This window comes from Pseudomonas benzopyrenica (assembly GCF_036884265.1).
Lineage (GTDB): Bacteria > Pseudomonadota > Gammaproteobacteria > Pseudomonadales > Pseudomonadaceae > Chryseomonas > Chryseomonas benzopyrenica.
In genome coordinates, this window is record NZ_CP145723.1 from 4,267,214 (window position 1) to 4,291,071 (window position 23,858).

The following is a 23,858-nucleotide window of genomic DNA, read 5'->3' on the forward strand; positions in this document are numbered from 1 at the left end:
CACGCCTGGTGTTTGGAGCCATGCGTCCCGATTGTAGTCAGATCCAGACCCAATGCAGGCGTTATGGCCCTTTGCTGGCCCAAAGCGTGGAACGCTGGGAATTTCTGACCGCCCAAACCACCGTACATCGGTCAGCGGGAACCCGGATGCCTGCGGAAAACCCGGCAAAGCGTGCGACAATCGTCCATCTTTTTCTGATTCAAGCTATCCCGAGGCTCCCATGTACGACTGGCTCAATGCCCTGCCCAAGGCCGAACTGCACCTGCACCTGGAAGGCACCCTGGAGCCCGAGTTGCTGTTCAAGCTGGCCGAGCGCCATGGCGTCGCCCTACCCTGGGGTGATGTCGAAGCCCTGCGCGCCGCCTACAACTTCGGCAACCTGCAGGAATTCCTCGACCTCTACTACGCCGGCGCCGACGTGCTGCGCACCGAGCAGGACTTCTACGACCTGACCTGGGCCTATCTGCAGAAGTGCAAGGAACAGAACGTCATCCACACCGAGCCCTTCTTCGATCCCCAGACCCACACCGATCGCGGCATTCCCTTCGAGGTGGTGGTACGTGGCATCACCCAGGCGCTGAGCGACGGCGAGCGGCAGCTGGGCGTGACCAGCGGGCTGATCCTGAGCTTCCTGCGTCACCTCTCCGAAGACGCCGCCCAGGCCACCCTGGACCAGGCGCTGCCGTTTCGCGACCACTTCGTCGCCGTCGGCCTGGACAGCTCGGAAAAGGGTCATCCGCCGAGCAAGTTCAAGCGCGTCTTCGCCCGTGCCCGCGCCGAGGGTTTCCCGGCCGTGGCCCATGCTGGCGAGGAAGGCCCGCCGGAGTACATCTGGGAAGCCCTGGACCAGCTCGGCGTGGTGCGGATCGACCATGGCGTGCGCGCCTTCGAGGACGAGCGCCTGATGGATCGCCTGGTCGACCAGCAGATCCCGCTCACCGTGTGTCCGCTGTCCAACACCAAGCTGTGCGTGTTCGACGACATGAGCCAGCACACCATCCTCAAGATGCTCGACCGCGGCCTCAAGGTCACCGTCAACTCGGACGATCCGGCCTACTTCGGCGGCTACGTCACCGAGAACTTCATGGCCCTGCACGAAGGCCTGGGCATGACCCAAGCACAGGCCCAGCGCCTGGCACAGAACAGCCTCGACGCCCGCCTGGTGAAATGAGCATGAGCCTGACCGCTGCCGAGATCTCCTACTACGAACGCTTCGCCGAGCGCCTGGCCGACGCCGCCGCCGTGGCCATCCAGCCCTACTTCCGTGCCCAGCTGGCAGTGGACGACAAGGGCGACGCCGCCATCGCCGGCCGCCGCTACGACCCGGTGACCATCGCCGACAAGGCCGCCGAACGGGCCATGCGCGAACTCATCCAGGCCGAGCACCCGGATCACGGCATCCTCGGCGAGGAAGAGGAAAACGTCGCCGGCAGCAGTCCCCTGAGCTGGGTGCTCGACCCCATCGACGGCACCCGTGCCTTCATCACCGGCCTGCCGCTGTGGGGCACTCTGGTGGCGCTCAACGACGGCAACCGTCCGGTGATCGGGGTGATGAACCAGCCCTTCACCGGCGAGCGCTACCTGGGCACCCCGGCCGGCGCCTGGCGCAACGGCGCGGCCCTGCGCACCCGCGCCTGCGCCAGCCTGGCCCAGGCCCGGCTGATGTGCACCAGCCGCGACATCTTCGACACCCCCGAGCGCCTGGCGGCCTTCGACGCCGTGGCCGCCGAGGTGCAGCTGGCCCGCTTCGGCGGCGACTGCTACGCCTACTGCATGCTGGCCTCGGGCTTCGTCGACGTCATCATCGAGGCGGGCCTGCAGCCCTACGACGTCCAGGCGCTGATCCCCATCATCGAAGGCGCCGGCGGCCGCATGACCGCCTGGGATGGCGGCGATGCCCAACAGGGCGGCGCCATCCTCGCCTGCGGTGATCCGGCGCTGCATGCGCAGTTGGTGGAAAGGCTCAAGCACCTGGCCTAGGACGCCCACTTTCGTAGGTTGGCGCTGAGCGCAGCGAAGCCCAACATTACAGTTCGTCCAGCCTGGCTTATCGGCGCTCTGGCTGCTTATCGAGGTTTGGGGGAGAGGCTGTTCGAGACAAGAACCACTAGCAGCCCTCTGTAACCCGCCAGGGCCCTATAGCTAACCCTCAGCAATCGCGGCCATGGGCCGCTCCTACAGGTTCGGACTAGACCTGTAGGAGCGGCCCATGGCCGCGATTGGCAATGCTCCGTTTTCCGTAGGAACAGCAATATCGGCGGACAATCAGTCAGCCCCGCCGTACCCATGCACGTTGCCTCGGGCAACCTCTTAAGCCCCCTCTAAGCCAACTCCCGTATACCGGCAGGATTCCGCCAAGAGTCCCTGCCGTGCTCCCCTCTTCTTCCCCTGCCTCCCCAAGAGCCGCACAGCTGGAGCGGGCCTTGCTGCTCGGCTGCCTGGCCGCCTACCTGCTCGCCGGACTGTTCGACCGTGGACTGTGGAAGGCCGACGAGCCCTATTCCTTCGGCATGGTGTGGAATTTCCTCACCACCCCGGACTGGCTGACTCCTCGCGTCGGTACCACGCCCTTCATGGAAAAGCCGCCGCTGATGTACTGGACTGGCGCCCTGGCCGCGCGGTTGTCCGCGCCCTGGTTGAGCGCGCCCGACGGTGCACGGCTGGCGGTACTGGGCTGGATGCTGGTGACCCTGGCCGCGCTCGCCTGGCTGACCCAGCGGCTGCTGCCCGGCCGCCGGCGCGAGGCCGTGCTCGCGCTGCTGGGCATGCTCGGGGTGGTGCAGCACAGTCATCTGCTGATCGCCGACGTGCCTCAGCTGGCCGGCGCCACCCTGGGCCTCGCCGGGCTGGCCGCGCACCTGCACGACAACCGCCACCCCTGGCGCCAGGGTCTGCTGTTCGGCAGCGGCCTGGGTATCGCCTTCATGAGCAAGGGCCTGCTGGTGCCCGGGGTGCTGGGCCTCACCGGACTGCTCTGCGCGCTGTGCTGGCCGCGGCGGCTGGTCGAGCCGGAAGGGCGTCGCTGGCTGCTCGCCGCCAGCCTGGCCGCCCTGCCCTGGCTGCTGGTCTGGCCGGCGCTGCTCTGGCACCGGGCGCCGGAGCTGTTCCATACCTGGCTGTGGATCAACAACATCGGCCGCTTCTTCGGCCTGGAGGTGCGCAACAGCGATACCGATGGCCTGGCTTCCAGCCTGGCGGATCTGCTGGCGCTGTCCTTTCCTACCGGGTTGATCCTGCTCGGCGCCACGCTCTGGCAGCTGTATCGCCGTGGCGGCAGCCCGCTGAAGCGCCTGGGTCGGCATCCGGGACTGGCTACGGTGGTGCTCTATGCCATCGTCTGCCTGGCGGTGCTGCTCAAGTCGGCGGTGTTCCGCAGCCTCTATCTGCTGCCGCTGTTTCCGGCCCTGGCGCTGCTTGCCGCGCGCCTGCAGCCTCCGCCCGTACTCGCCGCCCTTGGGCGCACCCTCGGGCTGGCCTTCTGGACGCCGATCATCGCCTTGCTGGCCCTGGGCGGTTTCGGCCTGGCGCTGGGCTGGCCGCTGCCCTGGCCAGCGCTGGTCCGGGACCATCTGCCGCTCACTGAACGGCTGCCGGTAGGCCTGCTGGCCTGGATCCTCGCCGCGCTGGCGCTGCTCGGCTGGGGACTGGCGCTAGGGCTGCACAGACGCCTGGCACCCAGCAGTCTCTGGTTCGTCGGCCTCACCGTGAGCTGGAGTCTGGCCAACAGCCTCTGGCTACCCTGGGTCGACCTGGGCAACAGCTATGCACGGCCCTTCACCGCCCTGCAGCGGGTACTGCCACGGACGGATTGCGTGGCCAGCTACGGCCTGGGCGAGTCGGAACGCTCCATGCTGCACGTCTACAGTGGCTATCCCCCACAGGAGCTGACCGCGCTGCGCCAGGTGCCCTGCCAGGTGCTGGTGGTGCAGGACGAATGGCACGAAGCCGTGGCGGTACCGCCGGGCTGGCAGCTGCTCTGGCAGGGCGCACGGCCCGGCAATCTCAAGGAGCGCTTCCGTGCCTTCATGGTGTCGCCGAGGGTGCCTTAAGACGTTGGGCTTCGCTGACGCTCAACCCAACCTACGGTAGCTTCAGCTCCCACGTAGGTTGGGTTAAGACGGCTCCATCGCCGAAGCCGAACGGACCGCGGTCAGGACCCGCTGCCAGCACCCCAGGCCGCTAGCAGATCCCGGGATTCCATCACCAGCCCCAGGTGCAGGGAGACCATGTTCAGCGCCGCCCGCTCCAGGCTTTCATCGGTTCCTCGCACCAGGTCGCGCAGGACGATCACCCTGTAGGTGCGGTTGCTGGCGTCGAAGGCGGTGTTGAGCACGCAGCAGTCGGTGAAGCCGCCATCCAGCACCACGGTGGTGATGCGCTGGTTGCGCAGCAGGAAGTCCAGGTCGGTGGGATAGAAGGCCGACAGCCGCCGTTTGTTTTCCACCCGCAGGTCTTCGGGCAGGACCTCGGTGAGCAGCTCGGTCCAGGGCGAGCCTTCCAGGGCATGGGCGTCGGCATTGGGAATCGGCCCCACGTGCAGCGGAAAGGTCCGCCGCCAGGCCGCAGGAATACCGCCCAGGTCATCGGCGCCATTGGCGCGCAGCACCGATTTCACATGGACGATGCGCACGCCCAGGGCGCGGGCCTGGCGGTGGAAGGCGTCCACCGGCGCCACCAGGTCACGGGCGCGGGGCGCCGGGCAGGGGCACTTCGGCGAGGCGTCCAGATGACCGCGGTGCAGGTCGATGGACAGCACCGCCGTGGTGCTCGGGTCCAGATAATCGGCGAAGTCCGCCCGCGCCAGCAGCCGGGGTTCTTCATAGACGAAAGCGCGCAGGCTCATCGGCGTTCCTCCCGAACATAGGCTTCGCCCAGGGCGCCGGGCTGGCTCAGGCGGTCACGCCCGGCCAGGGCGACCCAGATCATCACGCCCAGGGTGACGGCATAGGGCGCCATCAGGATGAAGTATTGCGACAGCCGCACCCCGGCGGCAGCCAGCTGCGGAATCAGCGCCTCGATGCAGCCGAACAGCAGCGCCCCGGCCAGGGCGCGCCAGGGCGACCAGCGGGCGAAGATCACCAGGGCCACGGCGATCCAGCCACGGCCGCCGGTCATCTCGGCGATCCACAGCTTGGTGCTGAGCACGGCGATGTAGCCTCCGGCCAGACCCACCAGCGCCGCACCGGCGAGGATCGCCAGCAATCGGTAGCCGGCCACCGAGAGACCCGCCGCATCGGCCGCCTGGGGATTCTCGCCCACCGCCCGCAGGCGCAGCCCGGGGGTAGTGCGTTCGAGCCAGGCGATCACCGCGAAGAAGATCAGCGGGGTCAGGTAGACCAGCAGGTTCTGCTGGAACAGCCGCCCCACCAGCGGCAGATCGGAAAGCGGCCAGAGCGCCAGCGCCGGCAGCCCGGCCACCGGCTGGTTGGTCCAGCCCCAGAGGGTACCGAGCAGGCCGGTGAGGCCCTGGCAAAAGAACACCAGGGTCAGGCCGGCGATCACCTGGTTGATGCGCAGCCAGATCACCATGACCGCGAACAGCAACGAGACCAGCGCCGCCGCGCCCATGGCCGCCAGCAGCGCCAGGCCGGCATTGCCCAGGGCCAGTTGTGCGCCGATGCCGAACAGCGCGCCGACCAGCATCAGGCCCTCGGCATGCAGGGCCAGCACCCCGGAGCGCTCGGTGAGGATCAGCCCCAGCGCTGCCAGGGCGTAGGGTATGGCGAAGTCGGGGACGTTACCCAGCCAGCTGGCGAGCAGGTTCAAGCGGCACCTCCCTGGCTGCGTCTGAGCCGATGGCGGATGAAGAAATCCGAAGAGGCCACGCAGATGACGATCAGCGCCTGGATCAGCTGCACCATGGCGAAGGGGATCTGGTAGAACACCTGCAGATTGCGCCCGGCGACGAACAGGGTCGCCACGAGGAAGGCCACCACGGCGGCGGCCAGGGGGTTGTTGCGCGCCAGGAAGGCGATGAGGATCCCGGAGAAGCCATAGCCCTGGTAGAAGGACTGGGTCAGCCGCCCCTCCTGCCCGGCCGCCACCACGAAACCGGCCAGCCCGGCCAGGGCGCCGGAAGCCAGCACCGTGGCAAGGATGGTGGCGCGCACCGGCACGCCGACGGCGCTGGCCACCCGCGGATTGGCGTCGACGAATCTCAGGTAGAGCCCGGCCCGGCTAAGGGCGACGAACCACCAGGCCAGCACCGCCACCAGCAGCGCCAGGGGCACCGCCAGACTCAGCCCGGGCAATAACTCCGGCAGCCGTTCGAAGGGGCGGAACAGCGGCGAATAGGGAAAGGCGTCGCGCGGGTCCTTCCAGGGACCGAACACCAGGTGCAGCAGGAAGTTGGCGGCGATGTAGTTGAGCATCAGCGAGGCGATGATCTCGTTGACCCCCAGGCGCAGCTTGAGCAGCAGGGGCGCCAGCGCCCAGAGCAGGCCGCCGAGCAGCGCCGCCACCAGCATCAGCGGCAGGCGCAGGGCTTCCGGGCCGACCTCGAACAGCGACACTGCCGTGGCGCCGAGGGCCCCCCAGATCATCTGGCCTTCCAGCCCCAGATTCCAGAAGCGCGCGCGAAACGCCAGGCAACCGGCCAGACCGACCAGGATCACCGGCGCGGCCTGGAACAGGGTGGCCTGCAGACTCTGGGCATCGAACAGGGTGGCGACCACGAATTCGTTGAGCAACTCGCCGGCGGGCACCCCGGCCAGCACCAGGATGGCGGCCGACAGCCCCAGGCCGACCAGCAACGCCAGGCCGAGGATCAGCGCCTGCCAGGGCCAGGCCAGTTGCTGGCGGATCTCCAGGGTGTAGCGCCGGCTGAACAGCGGTTGCCGTGGTCGCGGGCCATCGACCTGGGAAAGCGGAGCACTCAGGGGTTCAAGCATGATTCACCATGGCATGGCCGATCGCCTGGCGATCGGCGGGTCGCTGGAATTCGGCGACGAGGCGTCCGGCGCTCATCACTCCGATGCGATCGGCGAGGGCCAGCACCTCGTCCAGGTCTTCGCTGATCAACAACACCGCGGCGCCGGCCTCGCGGGCGGCCAGCAGGCGCGCCTGTACCTCGGCGCCGGCGCGCACGTCGAGGCCACGACTGGGGCTGTGGGCCAATACCAGACGTGGCTCGCGGCCAAATTCCCGGGCGATCACCAGCTTCTGGGCGTTGCCGCCCGACAGCAGCGCCGCCTTCTGCCGCACCGAGCGCACGCCCTGGACATCGAATTGCGTGACCGCCGCCTGGGTCGCCTCTTCCTGGGCGCGTCTATCCAGGCGGGCCAAGCCCCCGAAGCGACCACTGTGCACCGCGCCGATAGCGAAGTTGTCGGCCACCGACAGGCCTCCGGCCAGGGCGCTGCCATAGCGGTCGGCGGGAATGGCGGCGATGCGCAGATCGCGGCGTCGGGCGCTGGCGGCCGCGGCCAGATCGCCGAAGCCCTCCAGCCGCACCTCGCCTTCGTAGGGCTGCGGCAGGCCCATCAGCACGTCGGCCAGCTCGCCCTGGCCGTTGCCGCCAACCCCGGCGATGCCATAGATCTCCCCAGCGCGCAGCTCCAGGTCGATGCCATCCAGGGCGCGGCGCCCGCCACGTTCCGGGGTGCGCAGGCCGCGCACCGTCAGCAGCGGTGCCCCGGCAGCACGTCGCGGGGTGTCGGCGAGCGGCTGGGCGTCACCCACGGTGAGGCGTACCAGTTCGTCCACCGACACCTCGGCGGGGTCCAGGCTGCGCAGGGTGCGGCCGCCGCGCATCACCGTGAGGCGGTCGGCGTAGGTCAGGGCGTCCTGCATGCGATGGGTCACCAGCACCACCGCTGCGCCCTCCGCTGACAGGGCGCGCAGGGTCTCTAGCAACCGCTCGCCTTCGCCATCGGTAAGTACTGCGGTGGGTTCGTCGAGGATGAGGATGCGCGCCCCGGCCAGCAGCACCTTGAGGATTTCCACCCGCTGCTGCTCGGCGATGGACAGTTCCGCCACCCGCTGCTCCGGGCGGATGGCGAAGCCCAGGGCGGCCGCCTGCTGGCGGATACGCTCGCTGATCTCGGCCAGGCGCCGGCGATGACTACCCTGCCCCGCCGGCAGGCCGAGCAGGACGTTCTCGGCAACGCTGAAGGGGCGTACCAGCTTGAAGTGCTGGTGGACCATGCCGATGTGCAAGCGAGCGGCGTCCGCCGGACCGCGCAGCCGCACCGGGTTGTCGTCCACCAGCAGTTCGCCGGTCTCCGGCGCATAGAGGCCGGCGGCGATGTTCATCAGCGTCGACTTGCCCGCGCCATTCTCGCCGAGCAGCGCATGCACCTCGCCCCAGCGCACCAGGAAATCCGCCTGCTGCAGCGCCTGGAAGCCATCGAAGGTCTTGCCGACGCCGCGCAGTTGCAGGGCGTTGTGTCTTTTCATGCGGGTCGCCCTCTTCCAGGCATCGCTTTCGTGGAAAACGCTGCGCGGTTTTCCACCCTACCCAGGGGTGAACCGCTACTTCTGCGTCGTCACGCCCTGGACGAACCAGTCCATCTGCCACAGCGCCGGGTCGGACAGCACCTGGCCGGCGGGGACGCGCTCCTTGCCGTCGCGATCATTCAGGGGACCGGCGTAGATCTGCTTGACCTTGAGCAGGGCTTCGCGCTCGGCGAGGATCTTCTCCTGGGCCGCCTTGGGCACGGCATCGCCGAAGCCGGCGATGTCGGTGCCGCCGTCGGCCATGGACACCAGGGCACCGTTGGGCGCGGGTTTCCAGTGGCCGGCGATGACGCGCTTGAGCTCGGGCACCAGGAAGCGATCCCAGACCCACACCGAGGAGCAGAGGGTGGCCTTGGGCGCGAACTGGCGCATGTCACGGTGGTGGCCGGTGCCATAAACGCCACGCTCCTGGGCGACGATCTGCGGCGTGGGGGTGTCTACGTGCTGGCCGATGACGTCGGCGCCCTGGTCGATCAGCGCAGCGGCGGCGGCGCGTTCCTTGACCGGATCGTTCCAGCTGCCGGTGTAGATCACCGTGAGAGTGGCGTTGGGATTCATCTGCCGGGCGCCCAGCTCGTAGGCGTTGATGGTCCAGTTCACCACGCCGAAGGGATTGGCGGCGACGAAGCCCAGCTTGCCGGTCTTGGAGGCCGCGCCCGCCGCCATGCCGCAGAGGTACTGGCTTTCGTAGGTACGGCCGTAGAAGGACTCCAGGTTGCGGCCGTTAGTGGTGCCGGAGGCGTTGAGGAAGGCCACCTCGGGATACTGCTCGGCCAGTTGCTTGAAGGTGTCGGAATAGCCGAAGGCAGTGCCGATGACGATGTTGGCGCCACGCTTGATGAAGCGCTCGGCCGCCGGGCGGATGGCCGAGGCGGTCTCCGGCACGTTCTCCACGAACTGGATCTTCAGGCCCAGTTCCTTCTCGATCTTGACCCGCGCCTCGTCCATGGCCTGGGTCCAGCCGCCGTCGTTCTTGGCGGTGAAATACAGCATGGCGATCTTCGGCTCGCCCTTGAGGGTGAAGCCCTCGTCATCGGCCTGCGCCACGCTGCCCAGCCCCATCAGCGCCAGTACGCACACCGCTCTTCCCAGCCATCTGCTCAGCATCGTCTCGTCCTTAGCCTTGTCTACAACATGTGGTTGATACGGAACACGTTGCCTTCCGGGTCCAGCAGCACCGCCTGGTACCAGTGGTAGTAGGTTTCGTAAGGCGCCTTCAGCAGGCGGGCGCCAGCGGCCTCGGCCACCGGCACCAGCCGGTCCACCTCGGCGCGGCTGTCCACCTCCAGGTTGAGCAGGAAGCGGCAGCCCTCACTGCCAGCGAATTCGCCGAGCCCCAGCAGCTCATAGGCCTCCGGCGCGTTGAAGCCGATGGCGGTCTTGCCGGTGTCCAGGCCGCGAAAGATCGGCGAGCGGATCGCCTCGATCTCGGGAAAAGCGAACACCCGCTGGTAGAAGCCGCTCAGGGCCATCACGTCCTGGGCGAAAACGTTGACGTAGGAAAGACTCGGCATCAGGCCACCCGCACGCCGGTCTGGGTCCCGCCGAAGGTGGTCTGCTTGACGAACTTGGATCTCAGGTGGTCGCCCGAGGTGATGGGCGCATGGCGCGGCGGCGTGCCGGGCGTGGCGCAACCGGGCAGGCATTCGATGAGAGTGTCGTAGTTGGGCTGGTGGAAGAACACCAGGGACTGGCGGCGGGTGTCGCAACCGGCATCCGCCGGTGGATTCACCACCCGGTGCAGGGTCGAGACCCAGCGGTCGTTGGTCCACTGCATCATCAGGTCGCCGATGTTGACCACGAAGCTGCCCGGCACCTTGGGCACGTCCACCCACTCGCCGTCGGCATTGCGCACTTGCAGGCCGCCAGGGGCGTCGTCGGGACGGACGATGGTCAGGCTGCCGTAGTCGGTATGGGCGCCGGCGCGCAGCTGGCCGGGCAGCGCCGCCGCCTGCTGGTGGGGATAGCAGAGGGTGCGGAACATGCTGATGTGGCGATCGATGCGGCTGTCGAAGTAGGTCTCCGGCAAGTCCAGCCCCAGGGCGAAGAGCCGCATCAGGGTGCGCGCCAGGTCGCTCATGGCGGCGAAGTACTCGGCATAGGCCTCGCGAAAGCAGGGGATGGTCGTGGGCCAGACATTGGGGGCGAAGTGCGGCCCGGCTTCGGGGCCGCGGTAATAGGCCGTGGCCGGAACATCCAGAGGGCCAATGGAAAAGGACTCCTTGAGATCCCCCGGCGCCGCCTCTTCCAGGCTGTAGGACAGGCTTTCCTCGGCCACCGCGCTGTAGCCGCGCACCTGATCCGGGCGCGGTCGATCAGCCTTGCGTTTCTCCGCCAGCGGCAGGTCGAAGAAGGCTCGCGACAGGCGCGAGACACGCTCGACCAGTTCTTCGGGCACCTGATGGTGAGTGATGACCAGAAAGCCGATATCGCGGCAGGCCTGGTCGACGGCCTTGGCCACCGCCTGCTTGCCGGCGGCAGAACCTTCGAAGTAGGGAGCCAGATCGATAATGGGAACACTGGACAGCGGCATGACGGACCTCACGAGTGGGACGAAAGGAGACAGCGCGACGCACGTTCACCGGGCAGGACGGCAGCAGGGAAATTGCAACCGCTGTGCCAGCTTTGGACCATTTGGTAAAAATTACAAAAGCCAGTTAAAACAGCAGGTTGAGGGCGATACTCAGGATCCGCTGGCGGTGCGCTGCACCTCGAACGGTCAGTGTGCACCGGGGTGGCGCCTGGGCCGCGCTTGGCGCTGGCAGGCAAGACTCGGGGGCTGGACCGGCTTGGCGGTGTTGGGCTTCGCTGCGCTCAGCCCAACCTACGGCGGTCGTAGGTTGGGCTGAGACGGCTCCCTCTTCGAAGCCCAACAGCCCCCACTAACCCAGCTCGTGATAACGGCGATCGAAATACAGTAGGCCACCCTGACCACCCGGCTCGGCCACTCCCAGCACCTCGCAGAGCAGCAGGTCGTGACTGCCCACCGACTGCACTCCGGCGATGCGGCAATCGCAGGCCACCAGGGCGCCGTCCAGCACCGGCGCACCGGTGGCGAGGCGCGTCCAGTTCGCCGCGGCGAAGCGTTCGGCCATGGCGGTCTTGCCGCCGAAGAGGTTGGCCAGCGCCTGCTGGCCGGCGGCCAGGACGTTGACGCAGAGCACGCCGTTGGCGCTGAAGGCCGGATGCACCGAGGCGCCGCGGTTGAGACAGACCAGCAGGGTCGCCGGGCTGTCGCTGACGCTGCACACGGCGGTAGCGGTAAAGCCGGCCAGGCCGGCCGGACCGTCGGTGGTGACGAGGTTGACCGCAGCGCCCAGGCGCGCCATGGCCCCCCGGAAGAGGTCGCGATCGACAAGAGTGGCGGGCGTAGTGGCGGATAGGGGCACGGCATGGGCAACGGACATGGCGTTACGCCTCCAGGGCTTGGCTGAGATAGTCGAGTACCACCCGGTCGAAGGTGGCGGGGTCGGTGACACTGGAAGCGTGGCCGCCCCACTCCAGCAACTGGAGGGTGGCCTGGGGCAAGCCTGCGGCCAGGCGCTGGGACGAGGTCCAGGGCACCAGCACGTCGTCGCGGTTGGCCAGCACCAGGGTCGGTACCTGGATACGTCCCAGCTCGGCGTCCACATCGAAGGCCAGCAGCGCGCCGATGCGCCGCAGGACATTGGCCTCACCGGGGAAGTGCGCCAGGGCCTGGGCTTCGTCGGCGGCCAGGCGCTCGCCGTGTTCGGCGATCCAGGTGGCCGGATAGAGAAAGATCGCCTGGGCCTGGACATAGGCCGCGGCGCCGCTGTCGCGCAGCAGCCGTTGGCGCAGGGCGAAGCAGCGCGCGGTGTGCGGATTGGGTCGACTCCAGGCGTTGACCAGCACCTGGCGACGGATCAGGCCCGGCCGTAGCAGCTCGGCCTGCAAGCCCACCAGACCGCCGAGGGCATGGCCCATGAACAGACAGTGGTCGAGTTCCAGGCGATCGGCCAGCGCCAGCAGGTCCTCGGCCATATGCTGGATGCGATAGTCGGCGGGCAACTCGGCCGGGCTCCTGCCGGTGCCGGGCTGGTCGTAGACCACCACCCGGAAACGTTCGCCCAGAGTCGCCAGCTGTGGCGCCCAGAAGGCCCCGGCGCCGCCCAGCCCGGAGCTGAGCAGCAGGGTCTCGGCCGCCGGGTCCTGGCGGCCATGGAGTTCGAAGTGCATGGGCGGTCCTTTAAGGTTGGGTGGTTGAGGCTTCCCCTCACCCCAGCCCTCTCCCAGGGGGAGAGGGGGCTAGACGGAGCGCGGCCTAGCCGACATGGGCGATGCTGGCGATCTCGATCAGGGCGTCAGGCTTCACCAGGCCGCACTGGATGCAGTAGCGCGCCGGCTTCTCGCCGGGAAAGAATTCCGCGTACACCGCGTTGATGGCGGCGTAGTTCGCCCAGTCGGTGAGCATGATCATGTTGAAGGTGACGTCGGCCATGCTGCCGCCAGCCGCCTCCACCACGCCCTGAATGGTGGTGAGCACGTGGCGTGCCTGGGCGGCGGCGTCGCCGACATGGACCACGTTGTTCTGGGCATCGAACGGCAGGGTGCCGGAGACATAGAGCACGCCATCGGCCAGGCTGCCGGGCACGAAGGGGGCGATGGGGGTACCGGTACCGGCTGGGATCACGGCTTGCTTGGGCATGGTGCTCAGTCCTTGGCGAAGGTGGTGTGGAAATCGGCGCAGCTGGCGACCCAGCCGAAGAAGGTCTCGATGTTGAACAGCGCGGCGTCGTGGGCCGAGCGCGGGCCGGCCTGGTGGCAGGCGTCGTGCAGGCAGACGCCGAAGTATTCGAGGAAGAAGCCGTCCCTCAGGGTCGACTCCACGCAGACGTTGGTGGCGACCCCGACGAACACCAGATTGCGGATGCCACGGGCGCGCAGCAGGCTGTCCAGGTGGGTGTTGTAGAAACCGCTGTAGCGGGTCTTGGGCACCACCAGATCGGCGGCCGCCGGCTGCAGCCGATCCACCAGGGCGTAGTCCCAGCCGCCCTTGGCCAGCAATTGCCCCTGCAGCTCGGGTCTCCTGCGCATGGTCTTGAGGGCATTGGACTTGTGCCAGTTGGGCGAACCGGGGCCACCCGCCTCGCGGTACTCCGGGTCCCAGCCGTTCTGGAACCAGACCACCTGGATACCCGCGCCGCGGGCGGTCTCCACCACCGCGGCGACGTTCTCGATCACCGGGCCGGTGGCCGAGACATCGAAACCGGCCAGATCCAGGTAGCCACCCTGGCTGGCATAGGCGTTCTGCATGTCCACCACGATCAGGGCCGTCTCGCTGGCCTTGAGCCGCAGCGGTTCGGGACGCGCCGGCAGGGTCAGGGCTTCGGTATCGCTTGCAGGCAGGGTATAGCCCGCCAGGGTTTCCACAGCGTTCATCAGGCACTCTCCTTGAGCAGCTCGACGTGACGGCGGCTCTGCATCAGCGGCTGGATGCGCTCGCCGAAGTCGGTCACGCCCTGGACGAAGTCATCGAAGGTCAGCAGCACCCCGCTGGCCCCGGGCACCTCGGCGATCTCGTCGAGCATCCGCGCCACGCTGGCGAAGGAGCCCACCAGGGTGCCCATGTTGATGTTGACCGCCGAGGTCGGATCGGCCATCTGCCGCACGTTGGTGTCGCTGCCGGACTTGGTGTCGGCGGCGGCCTGGGCGCCCAGCCAGGCGATGGCCTCCTCGTCGGCACCGGCCTTGTAGTGCTCCCACTTGGCGCGGGCGGCTTCGTCGGACTCGGCGGCGATGATCATGAACAGGGCGATGGAGGAGACTTCGCGCCCGGTCTTGGCGGTGGCCGCCTGCAGCCGCTCGACCGCCGGGGCGAAGGCCTTGGGCGTGTTGACGCCCTTGCCGAAGACGAAGCTGTAGTCGGCATGCTCGGCGGCGAACGCCAGGCCGGCATCGCTCGCCCCGGCGCAGACGATCTCCATGGGCGCCTGGGGTCGCGGACTGACCTGGCAGTCCTCCATCCGGAAGTGCGCGCCCTGGAAGTCCGACTGACCGGTGCCCCAGAGATCACGCAGCACCTGGGCGTATTCACCGAGGTATTGATAGCGACTGGTAAAGAACTCATCCCCCGGCCAGAGCCCCATCTGGCTGTATTCGGGTTTCTGCCAGCCGGTGACCAGGTTGACACCGAAGCGGCCGCCGGAAATGCAGTCGATGGTGGCGGCCATGCGCGCGACGATGGCCGGCGGCAGGGTCAGGGTCGCGGCGGTGGCGAACAGCTTGATGCGCGAGGTCACCGCTGCCAGCCCGGCCATGAGGGTGAAGGACTCCAGGTTGTGGTCCCAGAATTCGGTCTTACCGCCGAAGCCGCGCAGCTTGATCATCGACAGGGCGAAGTCGAAGCCGTAGTGCTCGGCGCGCTGCACGATCTCGCGATTCAGCTCGAAGGTGGGCCGGTACTGGGGCGCGTTTTCCGACAGCAGCCAGCCGTTGTTGCCGATGGGAATGAAGACACCGATGTTCATCGCTCGCACTCTCCCGCAGTCAGGAATCGAGGCGCATCGAGATGCGCCGTGGCTGCAGGATCGGAGCAGAAAGCTTGCCAAGTCTTGAAATTTCAGGCCAATCAAACACTTGGAGGAAATCTCGAAATATCTCCAGACCACTTGGTCCAGATCAGAGCACCCAGTTTGTGCAAGGCGCCCGAATCCGGGGCATGAAGGGTGTCGGGCCATGCTAGAGTTTGGAGACCGGCGCGCCACCCTTCGGGGTCCGCCGGTGATTCGTCACCAGGACGGTGCGAAGCTCAACGACCGCGCCTGCAGCCGGCCCGCGTCAGATGTCCAAGAAGGCCCAAGGAGCAGTTCGTGAGTCAGGCCAGTGATCTTCCGCCACGCAAGCCGCGTCAACCCAGCCCTGCCGCCCAGCAACGCCGGCAGCGCCAGATAGAAGCCAAACGCGCCCAGATCCTCAGCGCAGCGCTCGATATCTTTTCCCGCTTCGGCCTGCACGGCGCCAGTCTGGACCAGGTGGCACTGCAGGCGGACGTCTCCAAGACCAACCTGCTCTACTATTTCAGCAACAAGGAAGAGCTCTATGTCGCCGTGCTGCGTCAGCTGCTGGCGACCTGGCTGAATCCCCTGCGCACCTTCAGTGAAGACCAGGAACCCCTCGACGCCCTGCGCGACTATCTGCGCCAGAAGCTGGAGATGTCCCGCGACTATCCTGCCGAGTCCCGGCTGTTCTGCCTGGAGATGGTCCAGGGCGCGCCCCTGCTGCTGCCGGAATTGCAGGGCAGCCTGCACGACCTGATAGACGAGAAGGCCCGGGTGATCCGTACCTGGATCGAGGCCGGCCGGCTGGCACCGGTGGATCCGTACCAGCTGCTGTTCAGCCTCTGGGCCACCACCCAACACTATGCGGACTTCAGGGTCCAGGTGCAGGCACTCTGTGGCCGTACCTTGCAGGATCCAGCCTTCTTCGACGAGGTTCTGCGCGGCCTGGAAACCCTGCTCATCGACGGGCTGCGACCGCGCCTCAGAGGCTGAAGCCCTGCTCAGGGCGCCAGGAAGAAGTCGGCGAACAGCTCGCTCAGTCTCGGCCAGAGCGGCGCCGGCAGGTCGTGGGCCATGTCGGGTATCAGCTCGAAGCGGGCACCAGGAATGGCTCGGGCCACAGCGCGGCCACAGGCCGGACGCAACAGCGGATCCCGCGCCCCATGGACCACCAGGGTCGGCGCCTGGATGCGCCGGGCAAAGGGCCGCAGATCGCCGCTGCCGAGCAGGGCGAACAGCTGCCGCTGCACCCCGTCCACATCCACACCGCGCGCCAGGATCCGTTGCACCAGCCGTTCGAGATCGGCGTCGCTCTGCCGATAGCGCGGGCTCTCGATGCCGCGCAGCAGGGCCTTCTGTCGGACGAGCGCCGCTTCCGCCGGCAGATCGGCTGGCGGACGCAGCAGCAGGCTGCCGAGCAGCTTGAGCGAAGGCGGCGGCAACAGCGGCTGATTGGTCGACGAGAACAGGATGCCCAGCCGCGCGACCCGCTGCGGCCAGTCGGCGGCGAGGATCTGCGCGATCATGCCGCCCATGGAGCCGCCCAGCACGAAGGCGCGCTCCAGCCCCAGGTGATCGAGCAGCCCGACCGCATCGGCGGCCATGGCTTCCAGGCGATAGGGCACCGCGCTGGGCTTGCCCAGTTGCGCCCGTCCCAGCACCGGCCACAGTGAAGGCGGTCGTCCACCTGGCCAGCTCAGCCGCGAGGACTGGCCGACGTCGCGGTTATCGAAACGGATCACCCGCAGGCCCCGGCGGACCAAGGCCTCGCAGAAGCCTTCCGGCCAGAGCAGCAACTGGGCGCCAAAGCCCATGATCAGCAGCAGCGCCGGATCAGCGGGATCGCCCCAGTCCTCATAGGCCAGTTCGAGGGCACCAACCCGGGCGCGACCTTCACGTATGTCCATGGCTCCCCCGCGAAATGGGTAAAGGGTCATGCTACCCCAAGGCCGGCGCGGCGAAAGCGGCAGAACCCGGCGGTCACGCAGCGGTGCTGCGCTATGCTCAGGCAACCCTCTTCTGGAGACCTTCGCCATGCCCGTAGCGCCGCTGGACTACCACCTGACCGACGAGGCACACGAGGATCTGCGCCAGGTCATCGCCACGCCACTGCGGCGGTACAACGAAGCCCAGGCCGGACCGAGCGGTTATCGTCCCCTGGTCATCAGCCTGACCCGCGGCGATGAATCCCTGGGCGGACTCTGGGGCTATACCGGCTATGGCTGGCTGACCGTGCAGTTGCTGGCGGTGGACGAGGCCGTCCGCGGCCAGGGCGCCGGCCGCGAGTTGCTGCTGCGCGCCGAGGCCGAGGCGAGCAGCCGCGGTTGCCACGGCGCCTGGCTCGACACCCATGAGTTCCAGGCCCGCGGCTTCTACGAGCGCCTGGGCTATGAAGTCTTCGGCGAGCTGGCGGACTATCCGCCGGGCTTCGCGCGGTACTTCCTGCGCAAGACGCTGGGCTGAGCGCCCGGCTACCGAGGAGCCATGCGAGCCTTATCCTCTCGAACACTAGGTCTGGTAGCGCTGCTGGCGCTGGCCGGCAGTAGTCAGGCTGAACCTGGCGTCAGGGTCATCGACGGGCGCGGCTGCCTGCTAGGCCTCACAGCGGGAGGGCAAACCCAGACTCAACCAACGCTGGACTTTGTCGGCGCCCACTACGATGAGCCAGGGATACGTCGGGAAGTGCTCTTGCAGATGGCGCAGACCGCCCTAGCCGCCGGCTGTCCGGCCGATGAGCCGGTCGATACCGGCGGCCTGACGCCACTCAACGCCGCCATCCTCTTCAATCGGCCGGACCTGGTCGCGCTGCTGTTGCGCTACGGTGCTGATCCGCAGCGACCTATCCGGCGTCCGGGCAAGGCGTCGGATGGTTGGAATTCCTATCAGCTGCAGGGCTTTCTAAAACAGAAACGGCCCCTCGATCGCAGTGCAATCGACCGCCTGCTGGACAGGCATCGTCAAGCCAGCGCGCGTCCCTGAACCCCCTAAGACGCCGTCAGGAAATTTCCCACTCGGGCGTTTTCTTCCCCACCCTCCAGCAGCGGCACCTCGGCTTCGTCCTTGAGTTGCACGCCGGAGAGCTTGCGCCGATCCGCTTCGCGCATCAGGTAGAGCAGCTTGTGCGCCGCCAGGCCGTAGGCGAGGCCTTCCAGACGGACATTGGAGATGCAGTTGCGATAGGCATCGTTGAGGCCCGGGCGCGGCCCGTAGGTGAAGTAGAGGCCGAGGCTGTCGGGTGAGCTGAGACCGGGGCGCTCGCCGATCAGCATCACCAGCAGCCGCGCCTTGAGCAGCCCGCCGATCTCGTCGCCCACCGCCACCCGCCCCTGCTCCACCAGCGTCACCGGTGCCCAGCGCCAACCGTCGGCCTTGGCCTGATCGGCCAGCCGCTCCAGGAACGGCAGGGCATGGCGATGCACCGCCAGCGCCGAGAGGCCGTCGGCGATGACCACGGCGACGTCGAAGCCGTCCGGATGCTCGGCGGCATAGGCTTGCAGTTCGCGGGCGGATTGCTCCGACAGCCTGCGCCCCAGGTCGGGGCGCTGCAGATAGGTGTGTCGATCCGGCGCGGCGCTCCTGAGCACCAGGGTCTCGCGGCCCTGGGCGGTCAGGCCTTCATGCAGCGCCTGGTGGTCGAAGGCCAGGTGTACCGCATCGCGGGCCTGGGCATGGGCAGCCTGGAAGTCCAGCTGGGCAGCGGTGGGCAGGCTGGTGCCGGCGCGACCGAGGGCGATCCGCGCCGGGGTCAGGCGACGCAATTCGGCCCAGGGATCGGGACGGGCGGTGTCGGCATCCTTCATGGCAACCTCCTTGGTAGGTTGGGTTGAGACGGCTCCATCGTCGAAGCCCAACGGGCACGGGATGGACAGGGCACTCGGGCCTTTCGTAGGTTGGGTTGGGACAGTTCCACCGTCGAAGCCCAACAGGTACGAATCGGGCCTGGCAAGGTTGGGCTTCGCTGCGCTCAGCCCAACCTACGAAAAAACCCTTCACATCTGCGCCAACGCGCGCTGGAACGGCGCGGGCAGGCCGTCGCCGAGACGGAAGCGGCCGTCTTCCAGGCGCAGGATGCCCAGGCGGTCGAGCCAGGCGGCGAATTCCGGCGCCGGTTGCAGGCCCAGCACCTGGCGGGCGTAGAGGGCGTCGTGGAAGGAGGTGGTCTGGTAGTTGAGCATCACGTCGTCCGACCCCGGGATGCCCATGATGAAGTTGATGCCCGCCGCGCCCAGCAGGGTCAGCAGCATGTCCATGTCGTCCTGGTCGGCCTCGGCATGGTTGGTGTAGCAGATGTCGCAGCCCATGGGCACGCCGAGCAGCTTGCCGCAGAAGTGGTCTTCGAGGCCCGCACGGATGATCTGCTTGCCGTTGTAGAGGTACTCGGGGCCGATGAAGCCGACCACGGTGTTCACCAGCAGCGGCTTGAATTGACGGGCCACGGCGTAGGCACGCACCTCGCAGGTCTGCTGATCGACGCCATGGTGGGCGCCGGCCGACAGCGCACTACCCTGCCCCGTCTCGAAATACATGAGGTTGTCGCCCAGGGTGCCGCGGCGCTGCGACAGTCCGGCTTCATAGCCCTCTTGCAGCAGCGCCAGGCTGATGCCAAAGCTTTCGTTGGCGCCCTGGGTGCCGGCGATGGACTGGAACACCAGGTCCACCGGCGCACCGCGCTCGATGGCGGCGATGCTAGTGGTGACGTGGGTCAGGACGCAGGCCTGGGTCGGGATCTCGTAGCGCTGGATCACCGCATCAAGCATCTTCAGCAGCTCGCAGATGCCGCCCGTGCTGTCGGTGGCCGGGTTGATGCCGATCACCGCATCGCCGTTGCCGTAGAGCAGGCCGTCGAGGACGCTGGCGGCGATGCCGGCCGGATCGTCGGTCGGGTGATTGGGCTGCAGCCGGGTCGACAGCCGTCCACGCAGGCCGATGGTATTGCGAAAGCGGGTCACCACCCGAACCTTCTGCGCCACCAGGATCAGGTCCTGGATGCGCATGATCTTGGACACCGCGGCGACCATCTCCGGGGTCAGCCCCGGGGCCAGGGCGGCGAGACTGGTCTCGTCGGCCGCCGCACCCAGCAGCCAGTCGCGGAAGCCGCCCACGGTGAGGTGGGCGACCGGGGCGAAGGCCTGGGCATCGTGGGTATCCAGGATCAGCCGGGTGACCTCGTCGGCCTCGTAGGGGATCACCGCCTCGCTGAGAAAGTGCTTGAGCGGCAGCTCGGCCAGCGCCATCTGCGCCGCCACCCGCTCCACGTCGCTGCCGGCGGCGACCCCGGCCAGGACGTCCCCGGAACGCGCCGGGGTGGCCTTGGCCAGCAGGTCCTTGAGATCGGCGAAACGCCAGGTCTGGCCGCCCACGCTGTGCTGGAAACCGCTCATGCTACCTCCTCGGGTTGCGCTGCTCAGGCCTCGCCGAAGGCGGCGTCGGGTGCAATGTCGCCCTGTCTACGGCTGAGACCGCAGACCAGCGCGCCTATCACCATCAGCACCACGAAGACGCTGGCGATCACCGGGTTGTACCAGACCATGGCGATCAGGCAGACCACCGCCAGCACCAGGGCGATGGCTGGCACCACCGGATAGCCAGGGGCGCGGAAGGTGCGCTCCAGGTTCGGCTCGCTGCGGCGCAGCTTGAACAGGCTGAGCATGCTCATGATGTACATGACGATGGCGCCGAACACGCTCATGGTGATCATGGCGGCGGTCAGGGTCATGCCCTGCAGGCTGATCACCCCGTCGCTGAAAATGGCGGCGATACCCACCACGCCGCCGGCCAGCACCGCCCGGTGCGGCGTCTGGAAGCGCGACAGCTTGGCCAGGCCGTGGGGCAAAAAGCCGGCGCGGGCCAGGGCGAAGAATTGCCGGGAATAGCCGAGGATGATGCCGTGGAAGCTGGCCACCAGCCCGAACAGGCCGATGCCCACCAGCAGGTGCAGCCACACGGAGCCCTCGCCCACCACCCCCTTCATGGCCTGGGGCAGCGGATCGTTGATATTGGACAGCGCCCGCCAGTCGCCTACCCCGCCAGCGAAGATCATCACGCCGATGGCCAGAGTCACCAGGGTGAGGATGCCGGCGATGTAGGCCTTGGGAATGGTGCGCTTGGGGTCCTTGGCTTCCTCGGCGGCCATGGCCGCGCCCTCGATGGCGAGAAAGAACCAGATGGCGAAGGGGATGGCGGCGAACATGCCGCCCACCGCCGCCAGCGAGAACTGGTCCTGCCCGGCCCAGCCACCGCGGGTGAAGTTGGCCAGACTGAAATCCGGCGCCACCACCCCCATGAAGATCAGCAACTCGATCACCGCCAGCACCGTCACCACTAATTCGAAGGTGGCGGCAATGCTCACCCCGAGGATGTTCAGCGTCATGAAGATGAAATAGGCCGCCACCGCGCACAGCTTGGGATCGAGCGCGGGAAACTGCACATTGAGGTAGGCGCCGATGGCCATGGCGATGGCCGGCGGGGCGAAGACGAATTCGATCAGGGTGGCGATCCCGGCGATGGTACCGCCCCGGGGGCCGAAGGCGCGGCGGCTGTAGGCGAAGGGGCCGCCGGCATGGGGAATGGCGGTGGTCAGCTCGGTGAAGCTGAAAATGAAGCAGGTGTACATCACCGCCACCACCAGCGCGGTAACCAGAAAGCCCAGGGTCCCGGCGACGCCCCAGCCATAGCTCCAGCCGAAGTACTCCCCGGAGATCACCAGACCCACGGCGATACCCCAGAGGTGCAGGGTGCCGAGGGTCGGCTTGAGTTTCTCGTTGGTCATGACAGGCCACTCCCCTTGTAGCGACGTGATCCGAATGGGCGACCGCGATCCCGCGCTGCCCGGCTTTTTCGAGCTTAAACAGGCCGGGGCCGTGCCGACTTGACCGCTCGGCACGGCCGCTGTGACCTTGGGTCAAGTCGGCGTTACTCCTCTTCCCAGGCTGCTACCCAAGGCCGCACCACCCTGGTGCGATGTCCGACTCCTCGCCCTGCGATGAGGCACATCAAGGGGCCGAATAGCGTGAAGCCCTCGACGTTATGGTCCCTGCTCTGGATCGACTGCCACCCTGGGGCACAGCCTTTGCTTCATTCATGCCGATCCCCTCCCTGGACCCACCCCATGCCCCTGGCCGCCTCTGGTTTCGCCGCCCTGACCTCAATATCGCGCAACCTCGGCGTGCTCTCCGCTGCCGCCAGCGGGCTGGACACCGTCATCGCCAGCCACGGTGGCGATGTCGATCGCATCTTCGGCACCGCCGGCATCGATCCGGAACAGTTGCAGCATCCCACCCTGAGCCTGGGGCTGGGCAACTACTGCCGGGTCCTGGAAGAAGCCGCCGCCCAGTCCGGCTGCGACAATTTCGGGCTGCACTACGGGCAGCAGTTCAAGCCGCAGATGCTCGGTCTGCTGGGTTACGTGGGGCTCTGCTCGCCCACCGCCGAGGCGGCCCTGCAGAACTTCGCCGCCGCCTTTCCCTTCCACCAGCACAGCACCCTGATCCAGCTGGTGGACGCCGGCGATTGCTGGCGCTTCGACTACCAGGTACGCCACGGCGCCATCGTCGCCCGCCGCCAGGACGCCGAGCTGACCCTGGGCATGCTGCTCAACCTCTTGCGCCATGTGCTCGGCCCGACCTGGGCGCCGCGGGCGGTGCAGTTCGAACACCCCCGGCCCGAGGGCTGGCACGAGCATCGCCGGCTGTTCGACGCCCCGGTCAGTTTCGGCCAGCCGTGCAACGCCATGCTGGTGCCCAAGGCCGACCTGCGCGACCGCGCCATGCCCGACCACGATCCGCTGCTCCTGCTGGTGGTACAGGACGCCATCCGCCAGCTCGGCCAGCGCCTGCCGCAGCTGGAACTGCTCGAAGAAGTCCGCGCCTCGGTACGCCTGGCGCTGCCCCTGGGCGAACCCAGCCTGGAGACCATCGCCCAGCGCCTGGACCTGTCCACCAGCCAGCTGCAGCGCCGCCTGCGCGACCAGGGTGCGAGCTTCTCGGCGCTGGTCGAGGGTGTCCGCCGCGACCTGGCCCAGCACTACCTGCGGCAGCGGCTGCCGGTCACCGACCTGGCGCCGCTGCTGGGCTATTCGGAGACGAGCGCCTTTTCACGGGCATTTCGGCGGTGGTTTCAGGTGAGTCCGCGGCAGTGGCGGGGGATTTCGTAGGGAAGGGTCGGCGCGCCGAAGACCGGCTGACGTAGATTGGTGCTGAGCGGAGCGAAGCCCAAAGCACCTGTGCTCATCGGTACCCAGCCGATTACTGAAGTCTGCTGAGACTTTTTGTTTCGCCCACCCGGGCGAGTCACTTTTGCCAATCGCGGCAAAAGTAACCAAAAACGCTTGCCCCGGACATCCGGCCCTTCGCTGCGCTCCGGGTCCGCTCACGCCAGCGCCGTTCCGGGGTCGGTCCAGATGGGCCGTCCATGGCCCACTGGACCTCTCGCCGCATCCATGCGGCTCGACCCACTCCACGACACTGGCGCTCGCCCTCCTGAACGGGGCGATTCGCCAGCCTGAAAGTGTTGGTTGAAGAACCATAAAAACCCGTAGCCCGTAGCGTGGACAACGGCGTCGCCTTGTCCACTGATAGTGTCGGTACCTTCCAGTGGAAAACGCTGCGCGGTTTTCCACGCTACAAACCTGTGAACATCCGGACATCAGGCTTGCGCCCCGTCCCCGTCAGTGAGGCCGAGTGTAGGTGTTGCGGAGGGGGATGCGAGGCAGGACGCCGAGCAAGGCGCGAGGGGCAGGAAGCCCCTTCGTGCCGTGCCCCCGGAGCGGCGCCGGAGCGAGGGGAACCGGAGCGCAGCGGAGGGCCGAAACGTGGGGTGTGCTTTCTTTTGCTTACTTTTCTTTGCACAAGCAAAGAAAAGTAAGTCGCCGGCCAGGCGAAACAG

23 protein-coding genes are annotated in these 23,858 nt (G+C 67.6%); 7 read left to right on the forward strand and 16 right to left on the reverse strand.

What is annotated here, in order from left to right:
* The first annotated feature begins 220 nt into the window (after positions 1-220).
* From V6W80_RS20230 to V6W80_RS20240, 3 genes are all read left to right on the forward strand, one after another.
* A complete protein-coding gene (locus V6W80_RS20230) occupies positions 221-1,171 on the forward strand; it encodes an adenosine deaminase (protein WP_068383669.1) in 951 nt (316 codons plus the stop codon).
* 2 nt (positions 1,172-1,173) lie between these two features.
* Positions 1,174-1,980: a histidinol-phosphatase gene (hisN, locus tag V6W80_RS20235; protein WP_017638645.1), complete on the forward strand. Its 807-nt coding sequence runs from the start codon at positions 1,174-1,176 to the stop codon at positions 1,978-1,980.
* Between the two features lie 443 nt (positions 1,981-2,423).
* Entirely contained in the window at positions 2,424-4,049 is a 1,626-nt protein-coding gene (locus tag V6W80_RS20240; protein ID WP_338545222.1) for an ArnT family glycosyltransferase, read from the forward strand.
* Positions 4,050-4,150: 101 nt separating this feature from the next.
* Here V6W80_RS20240 and V6W80_RS20245 read toward each other — a convergent pair whose 3' ends face one another.
* The 12 genes from V6W80_RS20245 to rutA form a co-directional block, all read right to left on the reverse strand.
* Complete coding sequence (locus V6W80_RS20245; RefSeq protein WP_338545223.1) at positions 4,151-4,843, reverse strand: cysteine hydrolase family protein; 693 nt, start codon at positions 4,841-4,843, stop codon at positions 4,151-4,153.
* Positions 4,840-5,766, reverse strand: a complete 927-nt coding sequence (locus V6W80_RS20250; protein ID WP_184290272.1) for an ABC transporter permease — start codon at positions 5,764-5,766, stop codon at positions 4,840-4,842. Before V6W80_RS20250 ends, V6W80_RS20245 begins: the two co-directional genes overlap by 4 nt.
* Positions 5,763-6,890 carry an ABC transporter permease gene (locus V6W80_RS20255; protein WP_338545224.1) on the reverse strand — a complete coding sequence of 376 codons (1,128 nt, stop codon included), beginning with the start codon at positions 6,888-6,890 and terminating at the stop codon, positions 5,763-5,765. Before V6W80_RS20255 ends, V6W80_RS20250 begins: the two co-directional genes overlap by 4 nt.
* Complete coding sequence (locus V6W80_RS20260) at positions 6,883-8,397, reverse strand: ABC transporter ATP-binding protein (RefSeq protein WP_338545225.1); 1,515 nt, start codon at positions 8,395-8,397, stop codon at positions 6,883-6,885. Before V6W80_RS20260 ends, V6W80_RS20255 begins: the two co-directional genes overlap by 8 nt.
* 75 nt (positions 8,398-8,472) lie before the next feature.
* Entirely contained in the window at positions 8,473-9,564 is a 1,092-nt protein-coding gene (locus V6W80_RS20265) for a BMP family ABC transporter substrate-binding protein (RefSeq protein WP_430707772.1), read from the reverse strand.
* 20 nt (positions 9,565-9,584) lie between these two features.
* Positions 9,585-9,971 (reverse strand): VOC family protein, encoded by a 387-nt coding sequence (locus tag V6W80_RS20270; RefSeq protein ID WP_231355889.1) that lies wholly within the window; start codon positions 9,969-9,971, stop codon positions 9,585-9,587.
* On the reverse strand, positions 9,971-10,990 hold the full coding sequence (locus tag V6W80_RS20275; RefSeq protein WP_338545226.1) for an isopenicillin N synthase family dioxygenase: 1,020 nt from the start codon (positions 10,988-10,990) through the stop codon (positions 9,971-9,973). The genes V6W80_RS20270 and V6W80_RS20275 overlap by 1 nt, the downstream gene beginning before the upstream one ends.
* Before the next feature lie 349 nt (positions 10,991-11,339).
* Complete coding sequence (locus V6W80_RS20280; RefSeq protein WP_338545227.1) at positions 11,340-11,864, reverse strand: flavin reductase; 525 nt, start codon at positions 11,862-11,864, stop codon at positions 11,340-11,342.
* A 4-nt stretch (positions 11,865-11,868) separates the two neighbouring features.
* Positions 11,869-12,654: a pyrimidine utilization protein D gene (rutD, locus tag V6W80_RS20285; protein WP_338545228.1), complete on the reverse strand. Its 786-nt coding sequence runs from the start codon at positions 12,652-12,654 to the stop codon at positions 11,869-11,871.
* An 85-nt stretch (positions 12,655-12,739) separates the two neighbouring features.
* A complete protein-coding gene (rutC, locus tag V6W80_RS20290; protein WP_017642623.1) occupies positions 12,740-13,123 on the reverse strand; it encodes a pyrimidine utilization protein C in 384 nt (127 codons plus the stop codon).
* Between the two features lie 5 nt (positions 13,124-13,128).
* Complete coding sequence (gene rutB / locus V6W80_RS20295) at positions 13,129-13,857, reverse strand: pyrimidine utilization protein B (RefSeq protein ID WP_184290257.1); 729 nt, start codon at positions 13,855-13,857, stop codon at positions 13,129-13,131.
* The gene (rutA, locus tag V6W80_RS20300) at positions 13,857-14,945 is read right to left on the reverse strand and encodes a pyrimidine utilization protein A (RefSeq protein ID WP_338545229.1); all 1,089 of its coding nucleotides are present in this window, start codon (positions 14,943-14,945) and stop codon (positions 13,857-13,859) included. Before rutA ends, rutB begins: the two co-directional genes overlap by 1 nt.
* A gap of 342 nt (positions 14,946-15,287) precedes the next feature.
* On the opposite strand from rutA, the gene rutR reads away from it, so the two are divergent.
* Positions 15,288-15,968: an HTH-type transcriptional regulator RutR gene (gene rutR / locus V6W80_RS20305; protein ID WP_184290253.1), complete on the forward strand. Its 681-nt coding sequence runs from the start codon at positions 15,288-15,290 to the stop codon at positions 15,966-15,968.
* Positions 15,969-15,976: 8 nt separating this feature from the next.
* Here the strand turns inward: rutR and V6W80_RS20310 are convergent, their stop codons facing one another.
* Entirely contained in the window at positions 15,977-16,882 is a 906-nt protein-coding gene (locus tag V6W80_RS20310; RefSeq protein WP_257705212.1) for an alpha/beta fold hydrolase, read from the reverse strand.
* Between the two features lie 127 nt (positions 16,883-17,009).
* On the opposite strand from V6W80_RS20310, the gene V6W80_RS20315 reads away from it, so the two are divergent.
* On the forward strand, positions 17,010-17,438 hold the full coding sequence (locus V6W80_RS20315) for a GNAT family N-acetyltransferase (protein WP_338545230.1): 429 nt from the start codon (positions 17,010-17,012) through the stop codon (positions 17,436-17,438).
* 231 nt (positions 17,439-17,669) lie between these two features.
* Positions 17,670-17,954, forward strand: a complete 285-nt coding sequence (locus V6W80_RS20320; RefSeq protein ID WP_338545231.1) for a hypothetical protein — start codon at positions 17,670-17,672, stop codon at positions 17,952-17,954.
* 5 nt (positions 17,955-17,959) lie between these two features.
* Here the strand turns inward: V6W80_RS20320 and eutC are convergent, their stop codons facing one another.
* The 3 genes from eutC to eat form a co-directional block, all read right to left on the reverse strand.
* On the reverse strand, positions 17,960-18,775 hold the full coding sequence (gene eutC / locus V6W80_RS20325) for an ethanolamine ammonia-lyase subunit EutC (protein ID WP_338545232.1): 816 nt from the start codon (positions 18,773-18,775) through the stop codon (positions 17,960-17,962).
* A gap of 189 nt (positions 18,776-18,964) precedes the next feature.
* Positions 18,965-20,356, reverse strand: a complete 1,392-nt coding sequence (locus V6W80_RS20330) for an ethanolamine ammonia-lyase subunit EutB (RefSeq protein WP_093256488.1) — start codon at positions 20,354-20,356, stop codon at positions 18,965-18,967.
* A gap of 23 nt (positions 20,357-20,379) precedes the next feature.
* The gene (gene eat, locus V6W80_RS20335; protein ID WP_068384237.1) at positions 20,380-21,744 is read right to left on the reverse strand and encodes an ethanolamine permease; all 1,365 of its coding nucleotides are present in this window, start codon (positions 21,742-21,744) and stop codon (positions 20,380-20,382) included.
* Positions 21,745-22,083: 339 nt separating this feature from the next.
* Here eat and qhpR point away from each other — a divergent pair, with 339 nt between their 5' ends.
* A complete protein-coding gene (qhpR, locus tag V6W80_RS20340; protein ID WP_338545233.1) occupies positions 22,084-23,127 on the forward strand; it encodes an AraC-like transcriptional regulator QhpR in 1,044 nt (347 codons plus the stop codon).
* Positions 23,128-23,858 lie beyond the last annotated feature (731 nt).